The sequence below is a fragment of the Rheinheimera sp. genome (assembly GCF_030690345.1).
Lineage (GTDB): Bacteria > Pseudomonadota > Gammaproteobacteria > Enterobacterales > Alteromonadaceae > Alishewanella.
In genome coordinates this window covers 999402-1015273 of record NZ_JAUYGV010000006.1, presented here as the reverse complement: position 1 = coordinate 1015273, position 15872 = coordinate 999402, and the positions used below count along the sequence as shown (strand labels likewise).

Here is a 15872-nt window from a genome sequence, read left to right as displayed (position 1 = left end):
TGTTATTCTTCTGTGCATTGGGTCATTACAGGCATTTCAACTGAAATCGCAGGTAATAACAATATGTTAAGACAATTTTGTGCTTCTGCATAACCGGTGCTAAGCGAAAATGCCTGTAAACTTACTTGTTCAGGCATAGCGCGGATCAATGAATCCGGCGGCTGCAGGCTGTAGTAACGGCTAAACACTCCCAAAGCACCGGTGGCCCCGGTCAGGCCAATAGTTTTGTTGTCATCACGGCCTAACCATACAGTTGTCAGCGTTTCCTGATCAAAACCGCTAAACCAGCTGTCACGATAATCACTGGAGGTGCCGGTTTTACCCGCCAGGCTCACGCCCGGAAATTGACGATTCAGCATTTTAGCTGTACCGGTTTTTACCGCCTGCATTAAGGCATACTGCAACAAATATATTTCTTCATTATTGTAGCGTTGTGTCAGTTGATGATCGCGCATATGCAACACATGCCCGTTACTGTCGGTCACGGCATATAAAGTGGTTAGCTGCTGGTGCCTGCCGTTATTGGCCAGGGTTTGATATAGCTGGCTCACTTCCAACGGGCTTAGCTCAATTGCACCGAGCAAGGCAGCCGGGTGCAACTTCACTTTGCGGTTCAAGCCCAATTTGCGCAGCCCGTCATTTATTGCCGGCAAGCCTAACTGCAAACCCAGCCTCACGGTTGGGATATTCAACGAATCGGCCAGCGCATCTATCAGGCTGACATTGCCGCGGTATTGCTTGTCGAAATTCTGCGGTTGCCAGTCCTGGTCATTGCTGCGCAGCCGTATAGGGTTATCTTCCAGCCGGCTGGCCAGGGTATAACGGCCACGCTGCGCTAAGGCTTCCAGATAAATTACCGGCTTGATAATACTGCCAATTTGCCGCCTGGCATCAATAGCGCGGTTAAATCCGCCCTGTACGCCATCTTTGCTGCCTACCATGGCAATAATTTCTGCCTGTTGATAGTTTGCCACTATCATCGCTGCCTGCAGCTCACCGTCCAGCGGCGCTAATTGCATGTGTAATGCCTGCTCTGCTGCACGCTGTGCTTGGGTATCGAGATAGGTAAACACTTTAATGCCCTGGTCACGGTATTCCGGGCTGATGCTGACCTGGCGCAGTTCCTTTTTTACCGCATCCAGATAGCCGGCATAACCGGAGTTAAGGTACTGGCCGCGTGGTACAACTGATACAGACTGCTGCACGGCGTGCTCATACTGCTGCCGGTTTAATAAATGCTGCTCAAACATTAATCGCAACACAACATCCCGGCGCTGCTGTGCCCGTTGCGGGTTACGGCGCGGGTCAAAATACGACGGGCCTTTTAACAAGCCTATCATCAGCGCATATTCTGCCGGCTGTAACTCGGTTAGCGGTTTACCAAAGTAAAACCTGGCGCCCAGGCCAAAGCCATGTACCGCATTGGCATAATTCTGCCCGACAAAGACTTCATTAATGTACGCCTCGAGAATTTGATCCTTGTTAAAGCGATAATCCAGCACCAGTGCTATTAAGGCTTCATTGGCTTTACGCCATAAAGTGCGATCACTGCTGAGGTACATGTTTTTTGCCAGTTGCTGCGTAAGTGTAGAGCCGCCCTGCACAGTTTTACCGGCGGTAAAATTAACCCACAATGCCCGCAGCACCGATAGTGGCGATACGCCATGGTGGTGATAAAACTCGCGGTCTTCTACCAGCAACAAGGTGTCTTTAAATAATTCCGGCACCTGCTCCAGGCGCACTAACTCACGGTCTTCCTGCTGCGCAGCCACCAGATGTTCAATCAGCTGCGGCTCCAGCCTGGCAAAATTCACCGCGTCCTGTTGCTGGCGTTGTGTAATACGGTTAATACCACTGCGGTTAAACTCGACACTGAACAACAGCGGCGCTTCATAGCCATCAACGTAGGTAAAAGGCCGGCGATAAATGCTGACATGATTGCGTGACACGCTGTACTGGCCTGGCGCATTCAGCGCCGGGTTGCGCTGATATTGCAGCGCATCTAACTGTGCTATCAACTGCTGCTGCGTGATCACTTTACCCGGCACCAATTCGACACTGCGGGCATAAATTTGCGCCGGCACCTGCCATTTTTGGCCACTGAATTTTTTGCTGATTTTGCTATCGAGGTAGACCAGGTAAAACGTCAGTATTAACAGCAACAATAGCGCAAGTTTACCTGAGAATAGCGCGCTGCGCTTCAGCCTATCGCGTAATGAGGGCCGCCCGGCCGCAGCGGGTTTAGCGCGTTTGGTCGGCGCCGCTTGTTTTCTGCTCATTTAAGCATCGCCTTTTTCGTTTTTGTTGTTGGCATCGCTTGAGCCGGATCTTCCGGCCAATAATGTTTCGGGTAACGCCCGCGCATTTCTTTTCTTACCTCTTGCCAGGCATTTTGCCAGAAACTGGCTAAATTCTGTGTCACCTGCAGTGGCTGCCGTGACGGTGACAGCAAGGCAATAGTAATATTAACTTTACCCTGCAATAAGGTTGGCGAACTCATCTGACCATACATTTCCTGAACCCGCACTGAAAGCGCCGGCCCGCCGTCGGCCAGATAATCAATACTAAGCCGTGAGCCGGTGGGTGCCTGCCAATGCGTGGGTAACAGCTGATTTAACTGCTGTTGCTGCTGATAACTTAAACATTGCAGCAAGGCGTCATACAACGGTAACTGCGCCAGGGCCGCACTTTTACTCAGCGGCGCTAAATAAGCACCAAGCCAGTCCGGCAAGGTGTTTAACAAGGCGTCGTCGGAAAAATCCGGCCAGCCGGCATCAGGCTGATGCTGCTGCAATAGCGCTACTCTGGCCCGTAACTGCAACGCAGCGTCGCTCCAATTCAGGCAGCTTAAGCCTTTATTGAGGATATAAGCTTGCCACGCTTGTTGCTTTTGTTCAGCTGTCAGTTGCAACGGTGCCGGCTTGGCATCAAGCAGGCACTGGCCGAAGCTCAGCTGTTGCTCGGTAAAAAAGCGGCCGTTTTTATCATCCCACAAGGTCTGCGTGTGCCAGCCAAGCTCTGCCTGCCAGTCTGCCACTATGGCATCGCTGCTGATGCTAAGCGCATGGTAAATGCGGTTATCGCGGCCAAACTGCTGCATATGCAGCACCACCAACCAGGCTTGTCCGGTTAAGCTGTGGCCCTCCTGCAATACGGCGCCAATGCCGTTGGCTAACTGATAGCCCTGGCCACGGCGTTTGGCTAAACGATCCGGGAAAGCCCGCAGTGCCAGTACCGGTGCTAATTCCAGCGGCAGCGATTCTGCCAGCTGACAACCAAGCAAACGGGCGAAACTTTGCGCCTGCTGCCACTGCTGTGGCAATGTTTGCTTCACGCGGCCAAGCAGGCTGTAAAGATCGCCCTGCAGCACCCGCGTATCCTCCAACAATGCCGCCAGCACGCATGCCAGCGCCGGTGCATGCCGGTGCCCCTGCTGCGCCAGTTGCTGCGCATGTAACAGCATGGCCGCCAGTCTGGGCTCTGTGCCCAGTTTATGCGCCAGCCGCCCCGTGGCCGTAATCACACCGCGGTTGTCAATAAACCCCAGTTGCTGCAGCAATTGCTCTGCCACCGCTAAAGCTGCGGCCGGTGGCGGTGTTAGCCAGTGTAAATCATCCACCTGACAACCCCAGGCAGCAACCTCAAGCCTCAATGCGGTTAAATCACTGATCTCAATCTCCGGCGCTTCAAATCGTGCCCTGCGCTGCCATTTTTCTGCCGTATCCAGCCGGTAACAATGGCCTGGTAATAACCGGCCGGCGCGGCCGGCGCGTTGAATAGCCGATGCCTGGCTGATAGCGGCAGTTTCCAGCACGCTTAAGCCCTGGCGTGGATTAAACCGGCTTTGCCGGCACAGACCGCTGTCGATCACCACGCTGATACCGTCGATGGTTAAACTGGTTTCGGCCAGATTAGTCGACAGTACCACTTTGCGCATGCCGGCCGGCGGCGGCGCAATAGCAGCTTGTTGCTGTGCCAGTGTCAGGCTGCCCAGCAAACGATGTAGCTGCACATTAGCTGCTACCCCCTGTTGCTGCAGCAGCTGGGCACTTTGGTTAATTTCCGCCTGGCCGGGTAAAAACACCAGAATATTGCCGTCATGTCTACTCAGCGCCTGCTGCACTAAAGCAGCAATTTGCTGCGCCAGCGGCTGGCTGCCCGGCAGAGCATATTCTACCGTTACCGGATAACTGCGACCTTCACTGGCCAGTACCGGCGCATCCAGCCTTGTGGCTAACTGCGCCATATCCAGGGTGGCAGACATGATCAGCAATTGCAGTTGTGGCCGCAGTTGCTGCACTTCCAGACATAGCGCCAGGGCTAAATCCGCATGCAGTGAGCGCTCGTGAAATTCATCAAACAGCAGCAAATCCACTGTACTCAGCTCAGGGTCTTGCTGCAATTTACGGGTTAGGATGCCTTCGGTAACAATAAGCAGACGGGTGTTACTGCAGTGCTTTTGCTCCTGACGAATTTGATAACCTACAGTTTCGCCGACAGCTTCACCCAGTTGCGCCGCCAGATAGGCCGCAATACTTTTTGCCGCCAGCCGGCGCGGTTCCAGCATTAACAGTTTTTTGCCGGCAAAATCCGGGTACTGTAATAAATAGAGTGGCAGATAAGTTGATTTGCCGGCACCGGGCGGCGCCGACAAAATTACTTTATTATGTTGCTGCAACAACGACAGCAACTGCGGAACAATTTCAGCTACAGGTAACACTACACCAGCCAACAATAATGGTTAATGTGCCGCAGTTTACCTTGTTTATGTCTGCGGCCCCAACCTTGTTTAATGCTTAAACTTCACCAAGCAAAGTAGCGCTGATAGTACGAATACCCTGACCGGTAGCACCGGCAGCCCAATAGGCGTTATTACTGTTATTAAAGGCGGCAGCTAAATCAAAGTGCAACCAGCCCTTGCCATCGTTAGGCACAAAACGGCTTAAAAATCCGGCAGCGTTACTGGCACCGCCAGCGCCACCGCCTTTTACCGGCCGGCTGTTGGCGGTATCGGCATAAGCTGACGGACACTGCTGTTGATGCCATAGCTCCAGCGGTAATTGCCAGGTAGGCTCCTGCACTTGCTCCGCGTAAGCCAGGGCTTTTTGTGCCAGCACTTTATCCAGCGCAAACAGCGCATTGTATTCGCCGCCTACCGCCGTCATAGCGGCGCCGGTTAAGGTCGCGGCATCGATAATCAGCCCGGCACCGCTTTCTGCGGCGCGCATCAAGCCATCGGCCAGCACTAAGCGGCCTTCGGCGTCGGTATTAACAATCTCAACCGTGGTACCGTTTTTGTAGGTAATGATATCGCCCAGCTTATAGGCATTGCTGCTGATCAGGTTTTCCGCGCAGCACAAAATCAGCTGAACGCGCTTATCCAGCCCCTGCAATATTGCCAGCGCCAGCGCGGCCGTTACCGTAGCAGCACCGCCCATATCGCACTTCATCGCCAGCATGCTTTCGGTGGCTTTAATCGAGTAACCACCACTGTCAAAGGTAATGCCCTTTCCTACCAGTGCCGCACTCACCGGTGCTGCAGCATTACCGGTTGGGTTGTAGTCCAGCACCAACATGGCCGGCTTACGTGCACTGCCACGCCCTACCGCGTGCAGGCCATGCCAGCCCTGCGCCAGCAGTTGTTCGTCCAGCAATATATGGCTGCTGACCGTACCTGCTGCTGCCACACTGTTAATAAAAGCGGCAGCTTGTTTGGCCAGTTGTTCGGGGTATAGTTCATCCGGGGTTTGGTTGATCAGTTGCTTAGCCCAGCTGAAACATTGTGCCAGTTGCTCCAGTTGCGTAATGCTGGCCGTGTCGCCGCAAAACTGCACGCCGGTTTGCTTTTTCGCGCTGCAAAAGCCCTGATAAAACGCCCACTGCAGCTCTGAAGTCCAGTTATCACCGCTTAACTGCAGCTGTGTCAGGCCTAAGCCGTCTAAACTGCGGGCAGCTTTTTGCACACTGCGTTGTGCATCAGCGGCATTAAGATGAATTTGAAAGCCAGTCGCAGTGGGCGTAAGTGCTGCTTTGCCCCATTTGGTTGCGGCGCTTGCTGTTTGAAGCTGAATTTGCACAACGTCTGCCATGTTTAACCCTTTTAATCAGTGCTGTTGCTAAGTGGTATGCTGTGCTATTGAGTGTATCACAAGGCTTTGCGCGCAAAAGCTCACCGCGTTATTTTGTCATTTTGCTACGCTAAACTGCAGAGCCAAATACAGCGAATTAAATAAGATGACGGCTTGCTGTGCAGTCTGTATACTGCCGCGTCTTTTTAAATCTGATTGCGATGCCGGCAATATTCTGCTATCTATAGCCGCCATATTTTTTGCCAGGCATTATACAGGAGATGATTATGCCAGAGGGTAAGACTACCAAAACGCTGGGCTTACTGGCCCTTGCAGGTGTAGCGCCATACCAGGAAGCGGTCGGGGAAGAGTATATGAACCCGAAGCAACTGGAACATTTCCGCCGCATTCTTGACGCCTGGCGTCAGCAGTTGCGCGAAGAAGTTGACCGCACCAAAAACCATATGGCGGATGAAGCCGCTAACTTCCCGGATCCGGTAGATCGTGCCGCCCAGGAAGAAGAATTCAGCTTAGAACTGCGTGCCCGTGATCGTGAGCGTAAGTTGCTGAAAAAAATTGAGAAAACCTTGCAGAAAATCGAAGACGAAGACTTTGGTTACTGTGATACCTGCGGTATTGAAATTGGTATTAAGCGCCTGGAAGCCCGTCCTACGGCAGACATGTGTATCGATTGCAAAACCTTAGCAGAGATTAAGGAAAAGCAACTGGGCGGCTAAGATGCCCGCTAAGATGTCAATTGTTCCCCCCGCTTATATCGGCCGGTTTGCGCCCTCGCCATCCGGCCCGCTTCATTTCGGCTCCCTTATTGCTGCAGTTGGCAGCTATCTGCAGGCAAAAAGTCAGCATGGCCAGTGGCTGGTGCGGATGGAAGATATCGACACGCCGCGTATGCTACCGGATATGGATAGCGCTATTCTGCGCACGCTGGAACAATTTGGCTTGCAGTGGGATGGCGTGGTGCTGTATCAAAGCCAACGTTTGGCGCGCTACCGCGACATGTTCAGTCAGTTGCAACAGCAGCAGCTGATTTACGCCTGCCAGTGTAGCCGTAAGCAAATCAGTGCTATGGGTGGCACTTACGACAACCGCTGCGGCGCATTGCAGCTAACTGCGGATAACCTGGCCTGGCGCCTGCGCAGCAATAACGTCAATACGCAGTTTAGCGATCTGGTATTTGGCGCTCAGCAGATAAGCACGCCGCTGGCGCAGGAAGATTACATTATAAAACGCCGTGATGGCTTATTTGCTTATCAGCTGGTAGTGGTGGTGGATGATATCGACCAGGGGATAACCGAAGTGATCCGCGGTGCTGATTTACTGCCGATGACACCGCGGCAACAAGCCTTGTGTAGCTTGCTTGGCGCACCGGTGCCGCGCTATGGCCACTTACCGTTGGCGGTGCTGCAGCCGGGGTTTAAGCTCAGCAAACAAAACCATGCTGCAGCCATCAGCCAATGGCCGGTTGCAGAGGTTATGTATAAAGTGCTGTGTTTTCTTGGCCACCCGCCACCGCTTGAATTAAAACACGCCGCGGTGGCAGAGCAGTTAAGCTGGGCCACTGCGTGCTGGCAATTGAGTAGAGTGCCGCGGCAAATGGAAATAAGCAGCACAGAATTTCGTTAAGCCGGCGCGGTTTAATTCTTTTTTTGCTTCGGCTGCGGTATTATTAGCCGGTTTTTTAAAAATGCAGCTCAAGGCTGTCTCAGAATACAGCTCAAGGCTGTCTCAGAATACAGCTCAGGGCTGTTTTAGAATGCAGCCAGGGCTGTATTTGTCAGGAGAATTATCATTATTTCGCGAGTGTTAGATTTTTGTCGCCGCACCTTTGGCACTAAGGCCAAAGCCCCTAAGGCAGGCAACCCTAAAAGCAAAATCAGCGGCAAAGCAGCACAGGCGCCACGCCTTGCCCCTGGCGCCAGCCTGTTACCACAAGTGCAGCGTTTAAGCCGCGATCAGCACGCTATTTCGCGTAAAGATATCAGCCCGAACGCGCTGAAGGTGTTGTACCGCTTAAAAGATGCCGGCTTTGACGCCTATTTGGTTGGCGGCTGTATCCGCGATTTACTGCTCGGTATCAAACCAAAAGATTTTGACGTAGTCACCAACGCCAAACCCGAGCAGGTAAAACAGGTGTTTCGTAACTGCCGGCTGATTGGCCGCCGTTTTCGCCTCGCGCACGTAGTATTTGGCCGTGAAGTGATAGAGGTAGCAACCTTTCGTGGCCACCACAGCGGCACGGATGATGAAGCCGACACAGCACCTAAGCTGAAAACCGCCAGTTTAAGCGATCATGGCCAAATTCTGCGCGATAACGTGTATGGCACTATTGAAGAAGACGCCGAGCGGCGCGACTTTACCATTAACGCGCTGTATTACTCGGTCAGTGACTTCTCTGTGTACGATTTTGCCAATGGTATTCAGGCGATTGCAGAGCGTAAAATCGAACTGATTGGCGACCCGGACACGCGCTATCGCGAAGATCCGGTACGTATTTTGCGCGCCATCCGTTTTGCCACCAAGTTAAATATGCAGATAGCGCCGGCCACGGCGGCACCTATCCCGCAGCTGGCAGTCATGCTGAAAAACATTCCGCCACCGCGTTTATTTGACGAACTGGTTAAACTGCTGCTGGCCGGCAAAGCCTTTGATAACTTTATGCTGATGCGCGACACCCGGGTGTTGAAGCAACTGCTGCCGCAACTGGACAAACTGTTAAAGCAAGAGCCGGAAGGCAAGGCGTTTCAGTTAGCCACTAAAGCGCTGCAAAACACCGATGAGCGGGTTGACGCCGATAAACCGGTAACACCGGCCTTTATTTTCGCGGCCCTGTTATGGTACCCGGTAGAACTGCGTAGCCAAACTCTGGTGACCGACGGCTTGAGCGAAATTGATGCGATGAATATCGCCATGACCGAAGTGCTGGACGATATCCAACGTACTATCGCTATCCCTAAACGTTTTACACTGTCGATGCGGGATATTTGGGCGCTGCAAAGCCGTTTAACCAAACGCGCCGGCCGCCGTGCGTTTAAATTGCTGGAACAGCCTAAGTTTCGTGGTGCTTTTGACTTTTTGCAACTGCGCGCTGAAGCCGAAGGCGGCAGCTTAGTTGAGCTGGCGCTGTGGTGGGAAAGGTTCCAGTTTGCCGATGAAACCGATCGCTTGCAGCTGATCAACCAGCTGGGCAAAGAAGGCATCGACAAAGGCCCGCGTCGCCGGCGCAGCTATAAACGTAAACCCACGGCAGAATAATGGCGCCGCTACGCTGTTACATTGGTTTAGGTGCTAACCTGGACGAGCCGGTAGAGCAGCTGCAGCAAGCCGTGCAGGCACTTAAGCAGTTAGCCCACAGCAAGCTGGTGACGGTGTCCGGCTTTTACGGCTCTAAACCTATGGGGCCGCAAGATCAGCCCGATTACGTTAATGCCGTAGCCGCTATCGACACCACGTTAGGTGCAGAGCAGTTACTGGATGCCCTGCAGCAGATAGAACAACAGCAGGGCCGTAAGCGCAAAGCTGAGCGTTGGGGGCCGCGCACGCTGGATTTAGACATTCTGCTGTATGGCGACCAGGTTATTGCTACTGAGCGCTTAACCGTGCCGCATTACGGCCTGCGCGTACGCGAATTTGTGCTGTATCCGCTGCATGACATTGCCCCGCAACTTAGCCTGCCGGACGGTACTGTATTATCCTCTTTACTGGCGCAGGTGCCGCTTAACGGCCTGCAAAAACTTCACAGCAGTTGCAGCTAATCGCACTTTGTGCGATCTTGCGCGTCCTGCGTTAATGGTCGGATGAGAAGATTATGGCTAAGATCACCACTGCCGTATTACAGAAAATGAAGCAGCAAAGTGACAAAATCACCATGCTGACGGCCTATGATGCCAGCTTCGCTAAATTATTTGCCGAACAAGGCGTCGACGTACTGTTGATTGGCGATTCCTTAGGTATGGTGCTGCAAGGCCACGGCGATACCCTGCCGGTTACCGTAAATGATATTGCCTACCATACCCGCGCCGTGCGCGCCGGTGCACCGGATGCCTTTGTTATTGCCGATATGCCGTTTATGAGCTACGGCACCTTAGAGCAAACGCTGCAAAATGTAGTGCCGCTGATGCAGGCCGGCGCCAATATGGTGAAACTTGAAGGCGGCGACTTTTTACTGCCCACCGTAAAAGCCTTAACCGAACGCGGCGTGCCGGTATGCGGCCATTTAGGTTTAACACCGCAGTCGGTGCATATCTTTGGTGGCTACAAAGTACAGGGTAAAACCGATGCCGCCGCCGATGCCATGGTAGCCCAGGCCAAAGCGCTGCAACAGGCCGGTGCGCAATTGCTGGTGTTAGAATGCATTCCCACCGCCTTAGCCAAGCGCATTACTGAAGCGCTAAACATCCCGGTTATCGGTATTGGTGCCGGCAATGTTACCGACGGTCAGGTACTGGTGATGCATGATTTACTTGGCATCAGCAGTGGCTATATTCCGAAATTTTCCAAAAACTATCTGGCCCAAACCGGTGAAATAAGAAGCGCAATTGCTGCTTATGTCAGCGAAGTAAAAAGCCAGACCTTCCCTGCCAACGAGCACAGTTTTTAAGCCCGATGAAGATCATTAATTCTGTTCAAGCCTTGCGGGCGCAAATAAGTGCGTGGCGGCAAAACGGCGAACGTATTGCCTTTGTGCCCACCATGGGCAACCTGCATAACGGCCACTTAAAACTGGTGGATGTTGCCAAAAGCCGTGCCGATCGCGTTATTGTCAGCATCTTTGTTAACCCGATGCAGTTTGGCAAAAACGAAGACCTCGACAGCTACCCACGTACGTTGGATGCCGATTGTGCTGGGCTAACCGCCCATGGCGCCGATGCAGTATTTACCCCTACGCCAGATATGATGTACCCGCGTGGCCTCGACGTACAAACCTTCGTCGAAGTGCCGTTGCTGGGCGATTTACATTGCGGTGCCAGCCGCGCCGGCCATTTCCGTGGCGTGTCGACTATTGTTTGTAAGCTGTTTAACCTGGTGCAGCCGGATATAGCCTGCTTCGGCCAAAAGGATTATCAGCAACTGGCTATTATCCGCCAGATGGTGACCGATTTATCCTTACCCATTGACATTGTCGGTGTGGAGACAGAGCGTGCCGCCAATGGCCTGGCGCTAAGCTCACGTAATGGTTATTTAACGCCGCAGCAGTTAGTAACAGCCCCGAAGCTGTATCAGCTGTTGCAGCAACTGCGTGCACAAATTCTGGCGGGTAACCATGATTACCGCAGCTTAGAGCAGCACACTAAACAGCAGCTTAGTGCCGCAGGCTTTACGCCGGATTATATTGATATCTCTGACCAAACCGATCTGACGCTGGCCAGCACCGCACAGCAGCCTAAAGTGATTTTGGCTGCCGCCTGGCTCGGCAGCACCCGATTGATTGATAATCTGGAAGTCTGAGTTACCGGCTGTTGCCCGGCCGCTGTTTAAGCCGGGTTTAACGGCCAAAGCAGCGGTAACAATGCCATGGTAATAACAAACAATAGCAAGCTAAGCGGCCCACCCACTTTTAAATAATCCACAAAGCGATAGCCCCCCGGCCCCATTACCAGCGTATTAGCGGCATGCGATACCGGGCTGGCCAGGCTGGTCGCCGCTACCGCCACTATCATCATTGCGCTTTGGCCGTTAATTCCCAGCGCACTGCTGAGCATTAAACCAATTGGCGCCATAATCAGCACCAGTGCCACGGTGGGCACCACCAGAGTGCCCAGTGCCGTAACCAGATATAAACCCGCCATTACAGCAACAGGACCGTATTGGCCTAAACTTGACTGCACTCCATCTGCCAACCAGGCAGCGGTGCCGGAGTGCTGCATCGCCAACCCCAACGGCAACATACCGGCGATCAGGAAAATTGAGCGCCAGTCGATGGCAGCATAGGCCTGCTCCATGCTCAAACAACGGCTGGCCACCATTAAGGTTGCCGCCAAAATGGCCGCCAGATCAACCGGTAATATGCCGGCTATAGTCAGTGCTACCATTAACAATATCAGCCCGGCAGCCAGCGGGGCTTTCCGGGCGTCTACCGGTTTTACCTGTACCGGGTTTAATACAATCAGATGCTCGCTTTCGGTCAGCATTGCCAGCCGCGGGCGCGGCCCTACGATTAACAGCGCGTCCCCCGCCTGCAATAACATGCTGCCCAGCGCCGAGCGATACGCACGGCCTTCGCGCCAAATGGCTGCCACTTCCACTTTGTAACGTTTATCAAGTTGCAGCGCATTAACACTCTTGCCAATGTATTTGCTGCGCGGGTGCAAGGTGGCTTCTACCAGCTCCAGTTTACCTTTGGCCAGTAAATCCAGATAAGGTGACATATCGTCCAGCCGTTCCAGCTGTTTAAAGCCGCGCAGAATATCCAGGTCTTCCTCCCGCCCCTGGATCAGCAGCAAATCGCCGGCTTGCAGCTTGTCGTCCGAGTGAAACTGCTGAATAATTTCGCCCTGGCGAAACAGCCCAAGTAAACGAAAATCAAAAGCGTCACCCAGCCGGTTATCCGCAAAGGTGCTGTCAACCAGCGGGCTGTCCTCCGGTAAACCCAACACAAATAAGCGCTCTTCCAGGTTGTACTGCTGTATTACGTCATCAGGGCTCAGCAATTGTACTGTGTTGAATGCCGCTTGCTTGTGCATGGCGTCCAGTGCACTCTTGCTGCCCTGCACCAGAATTTTATCGCCGGCGGCCAGCGATAAATCGGCCAGCCGCGTACGTAATGGTTGGCCTGCACGTTTTACCGCCAGCACATTCACCTGGTAGTGCTCCCGAAAGCGGTGATGCTGCAATACTTCGCCCACCAGCGCGCTGTCAGGCGCCACTTCCAGCTCAGCCAAGCCACTGGCTGCCAGCAACTTCTCATGCAGCATTGGTGCTTCGCGCTCTATGGTTAACGAGTTCCAACTGCGCAGCCGTTCAAAGCGGCTGAATTTACCCTGCGCCAACACAATATCGCCGGCTTTAAGCACGGTATGCCGCGATGGCAGGGTAAAGGTTTCATTACCCCTTGTCAGGGCAATAACCATCAGACCGACAGTATTAATTAAGCCGGACTCTTCCAGTGTGTGTCCGGCCAGTAGAGAATCATCAGGTAAACGCAGCGCAAAGATACGCTCCTGCAGACTGTACTGATCGCTGAGGTTTTTGCTGCCGGCAAGGCCAGCCCGATCGGGGTCTGTATCCGGTAACAAATGACGGCCGATAAAGGCGACAAACAAGGTGCCGGCTAATAAAATCGGCAAGCCTATCAGGGCAAAATCAAATAACTTAAAGCCGCTGCGGTCGCTTTCTTCCAGCGCAATATGCACCAGTAAATTGGTCGGTGTACCAATTAAAGTTATTAAACCACCGAGCATGGCGCCAAAGGCCATTGGCATCAGCACTTTCGCCGGTGATATACCACAGCGTCTGGCTGCTTCTACCGTCACCGGCAGTAGCAAGGCAACCACACCTATATTGCTCATAAAGGCCGACAACAAACCGGCAACCAGCATAATGACGATGATCATCCTGGTTTCACTACTACCGGATAAGCGAATAACTTGTCGGCCAATACCGTCGGCAATACCAACGCGGGTTAAGCCCTCACTCATAATAAACATCGCCCAAACCGTGATTACCGCAGGGTTACTGAAACCACTGACTGCCTCTGCCGGCGATACCAACCCCAGTAAGGCCAGCGCACACAACACCAGCAAAGCAACTACATCCATCCGCAACCAGCCGGTAACAAACAGCAGCAATGCCGCGGCCAGTATTAATAATACCAGGGCAATATCCAGCGTCATAGCGGCCATACCAGCAGTAATACCGGCAGACTTACTGCAACCACTAAGACATCTAGTGGTAAGCCCATGCGCCAATAATCAGTAAAACGAAAACCACCCGGCCCAAGGATCAAGGTATTATTTTGGTGACCTATAGGCGTTAAAAACGCACAGGATGCCCCCACCGCTACCGCCATTAAAAAGGTATCAGGGTTAACACCAAGCTGATTGGCAGCGCCCAACGCAATCGGCGCCATAACAGCTGCGGTTGCCGCGTTATTCATTAAATCGGTCAGAATTAGCGTGCTGATCAGAATAACCGCCAGCCCCACTATGGCATTGCCCTGAGCCAGAGTATTAAGCAACACCCCTGCAATCAGGCCGGCCGCACCGGTACTTTGCATAGCGCCGGCTACGGGTAACAAACACGCCAGCAGCACTATTACCGGCCAGTCTATGGCGTCATATACCAGACGCCAGGGCAAGGTGCGCAGCGCCATGGTGGCCAGTACCCCGGCGGCAAAAGAGACTGCGGCGGGCAATATTCCTGTTGCAGCTAACGCAACAGCCAGCAGCATAATTACTGCAGAAATTAAAGCATTACGTTTATTCGGAATGCGCAGCTCACGCTCAGCCAGCGGCACGCAGCCGGTGTTATTAGCAAAATCCTGTAATACATCAGGTGCGCCCTGCATCAGCAGCAAATCACCCGCTCGCAGCCGTAAAGAGCGTAACCGTGCCATCGAGCGCTGACCATGGCGCGACACCGCCAGTAAATTAATACTATAGCGGGTACGTAATAACATATCGGCTGCAGAGCGGTTAAGCAGGCTGGATGACGGTAAAACGGCCAGTTCCAGCAACACAATCTCGTCGGGCTTGCGCTCTTTTTCCGGCACTTTTTCTATACTTTGTTCTACCGGTTGTCCCAGCTCATCTGCTGCAGAACTTGGCGCGCTGTCTGTATCCGCTTGCTCCGTTTCATCTTCGGCCATTGGCTCACGTTTTTCTTTCGCGTGCGCCAGCTCCAGGCCCAACTCTGACAGCACTTTTGTCAGCGCTTCAGCTTCGGCTTCAATGATCAAAATATCCAGGCCGCGTAAATAACGGCCCGAGCTGGGCGCCGTTACCCGCACGTCATTACGGATCAGCCCGACAACCTGCGCATCGGCCTCGTCCAACACCGCTTCTACTTCACGCAGTTTCATACCATCGGCTTTAGTGCCTTCAGGGATACGGACTTCAGTAATATAAGCACCGGTTTCAAAGCCTTCTGTGCCGGCTTGTTTGCGTTTTGGCACCAAACGCCAACCCACAACAACAATAAATACCAGGCCAACTGCGGTAATGGCCGCACCAACAGCGGTAAAATCAAACATATTAAAGCCGCCCATGCCCTCAGAGGCGCGAATACCGGAAATAATTAAGTTGGGCGGAGTGCCGATTAATGTCATGGTACCGCCAAGAATTGACGCAAACGCCAGTGGCATCAATACCTGACCGGGCGCCAGCTGCAACCTGTTTGCCAGTTGAATAGCCACCGGCATCAGCAAAGCCAAAGCACCAACGTTGTTCATAAAGCCCGACAATAGCGCCGCCAGCACAGTTAAAGCAGCAATACTCAAAGTAGGCCCTGCTTTCGCCGGCAATACTAACCGCGTTAACACATCCACGGCGCCCGAACTTTGCAACGCCCGGCTTAATACCAACACGCAGGCAACTGTTATCACCGCCGGATGACCAAAGCCATTAAAAGCACTTTGCGCGTCAATCAGCCCGGTAAACACACACGCCAGCATAGCGCCGAGAGCCACCATATCATGGCGCCAACGGCCCCATAAGAACATGCCTATAGTGACCAGTAAAATCAGCATAATAATACTTTGCGCCGTTGTCATAATGCATTCCGTTGGTTGATTAAACACGCTGCAGCTAAGTTATACCGGCCACAATCATTGATTAAAAATTTACAACA

11 protein-coding genes are annotated in these 15872 nt (G+C 53.1%); 6 read left to right on the top strand and 5 right to left on the bottom strand.

Annotated features, from left to right (window positions below):
* Positions 1-2: 2 nt before the first annotated feature.
* The 3 genes from mrcB to pepB form a co-directional block, all read right to left on the bottom strand.
* Positions 3-2279, bottom strand: a complete 2277-nt coding sequence (gene mrcB / locus Q8O77_RS09155; RefSeq protein ID WP_305552555.1) for a penicillin-binding protein 1B — start codon at positions 2277-2279, stop codon at positions 3-5.
* On the bottom strand, positions 2276-4720 hold the full coding sequence (gene hrpB / locus Q8O77_RS09150; protein ID WP_305552554.1) for an ATP-dependent helicase HrpB: 2445 nt from the start codon (positions 4718-4720) through the stop codon (positions 2276-2278). Before hrpB ends, mrcB begins: the two co-directional genes overlap by 4 nt.
* Positions 4721-4796: 76 nt before the next feature.
* A complete protein-coding gene (pepB, locus tag Q8O77_RS09145; protein WP_305552553.1) occupies positions 4797-6089 on the bottom strand; it encodes an aminopeptidase PepB in 1293 nt (430 codons plus the stop codon).
* Between the two features lie 266 nt (positions 6090-6355).
* Here pepB and dksA point away from each other — a divergent pair, with 266 nt between their 5' ends.
* From dksA to panC, 6 genes are all read left to right on the top strand, one after another.
* Positions 6356-6805 carry an RNA polymerase-binding protein DksA gene (gene dksA / locus Q8O77_RS09140; protein WP_173499276.1) on the top strand — a complete coding sequence of 150 codons (450 nt, stop codon included), beginning with the start codon at positions 6356-6358 and terminating at the stop codon, positions 6803-6805.
* A gap of 13 nt (positions 6806-6818) precedes the next feature.
* Complete coding sequence (gene gluQRS, locus Q8O77_RS09135; RefSeq protein WP_305552552.1) at positions 6819-7712, top strand: tRNA glutamyl-Q(34) synthetase GluQRS; 894 nt, start codon at positions 6819-6821, stop codon at positions 7710-7712.
* Between the two features lie 177 nt (positions 7713-7889).
* Positions 7890-9341, top strand: a complete 1452-nt coding sequence (gene pcnB, locus Q8O77_RS09130) for a polynucleotide adenylyltransferase PcnB (protein WP_305552551.1) — start codon at positions 7890-7892, stop codon at positions 9339-9341.
* Positions 9341-9841, top strand: coding sequence for a 2-amino-4-hydroxy-6-hydroxymethyldihydropteridine diphosphokinase (folK, locus tag Q8O77_RS09125; protein WP_305552550.1), 501 nt, complete (start codon positions 9341-9343; stop codon positions 9839-9841). Before pcnB ends, folK begins: the two co-directional genes overlap by 1 nt.
* 53 nt (positions 9842-9894) lie before the next feature.
* Positions 9895-10686, top strand: a complete 792-nt coding sequence (gene panB, locus Q8O77_RS09120) for a 3-methyl-2-oxobutanoate hydroxymethyltransferase (protein WP_305552549.1) — start codon at positions 9895-9897, stop codon at positions 10684-10686.
* A 5-nt stretch (positions 10687-10691) separates the two neighbouring features.
* On the top strand, positions 10692-11534 hold the full coding sequence (gene panC / locus Q8O77_RS09115) for a pantoate--beta-alanine ligase (protein WP_305552548.1): 843 nt from the start codon (positions 10692-10694) through the stop codon (positions 11532-11534).
* A 26-nt stretch (positions 11535-11560) separates the two neighbouring features.
* Here panC and Q8O77_RS09110 read toward each other — a convergent pair whose 3' ends face one another.
* Both Q8O77_RS09110 and Q8O77_RS09105 read right to left on the bottom strand, forming a co-directional pair.
* Entirely contained in the window at positions 11561-13927 is a 2367-nt protein-coding gene (locus Q8O77_RS09110; RefSeq protein ID WP_305552547.1) for an SLC13 family permease, read from the bottom strand.
* On the bottom strand, positions 13915-15795 hold the full coding sequence (locus Q8O77_RS09105; protein WP_305552546.1) for an SLC13 family permease: 1881 nt from the start codon (positions 15793-15795) through the stop codon (positions 13915-13917). Before Q8O77_RS09105 ends, Q8O77_RS09110 begins: the two co-directional genes overlap by 13 nt.
* Positions 15796-15872: the final 77 nt, after the last annotated feature.

What these genes read in the sequence shown, in the direction of transcription:
- mrcB (WP_305552555.1), bottom strand. Translation starts at nt 2,279, where the DNA reads ATGAGCAGAAAACAAGCGGCGCCGACCAAACGCGCTAAACCCGCTGCG.
- pepB (WP_305552553.1), bottom strand. Translation starts at nt 6,089, where the DNA reads ATGGCAGACGTTGTGCAAATTCAGCTTCAAACAGCAAGCGCCGCAACC.
- dksA (WP_173499276.1), top strand. Translation starts at nt 6,356, where the DNA reads ATGCCAGAGGGTAAGACTACCAAAACGCTGGGCTTACTGGCCCTTGCA.
- gluQRS (WP_305552552.1), top strand. Translation starts at nt 6,819, where the DNA reads ATGTCAATTGTTCCCCCCGCTTATATCGGCCGGTTTGCGCCCTCGCCA.
- folK (WP_305552550.1), top strand. Translation starts at nt 9,341, where the DNA reads ATGGCGCCGCTACGCTGTTACATTGGTTTAGGTGCTAACCTGGACGAG.
- panB (WP_305552549.1), top strand. Translation starts at nt 9,895, where the DNA reads ATGGCTAAGATCACCACTGCCGTATTACAGAAAATGAAGCAGCAAAGT.
- panC (WP_305552548.1), top strand. Translation starts at nt 10,692, where the DNA reads ATGAAGATCATTAATTCTGTTCAAGCCTTGCGGGCGCAAATAAGTGCG.
- Q8O77_RS09110 (WP_305552547.1), bottom strand. Translation starts at nt 13,927, where the DNA reads ATGGCCGCTATGACGCTGGATATTGCCCTGGTATTATTAATACTGGCC.
- Q8O77_RS09105 (WP_305552546.1), bottom strand. Translation starts at nt 15,795, where the DNA reads ATGACAACGGCGCAAAGTATTATTATGCTGATTTTACTGGTCACTATA.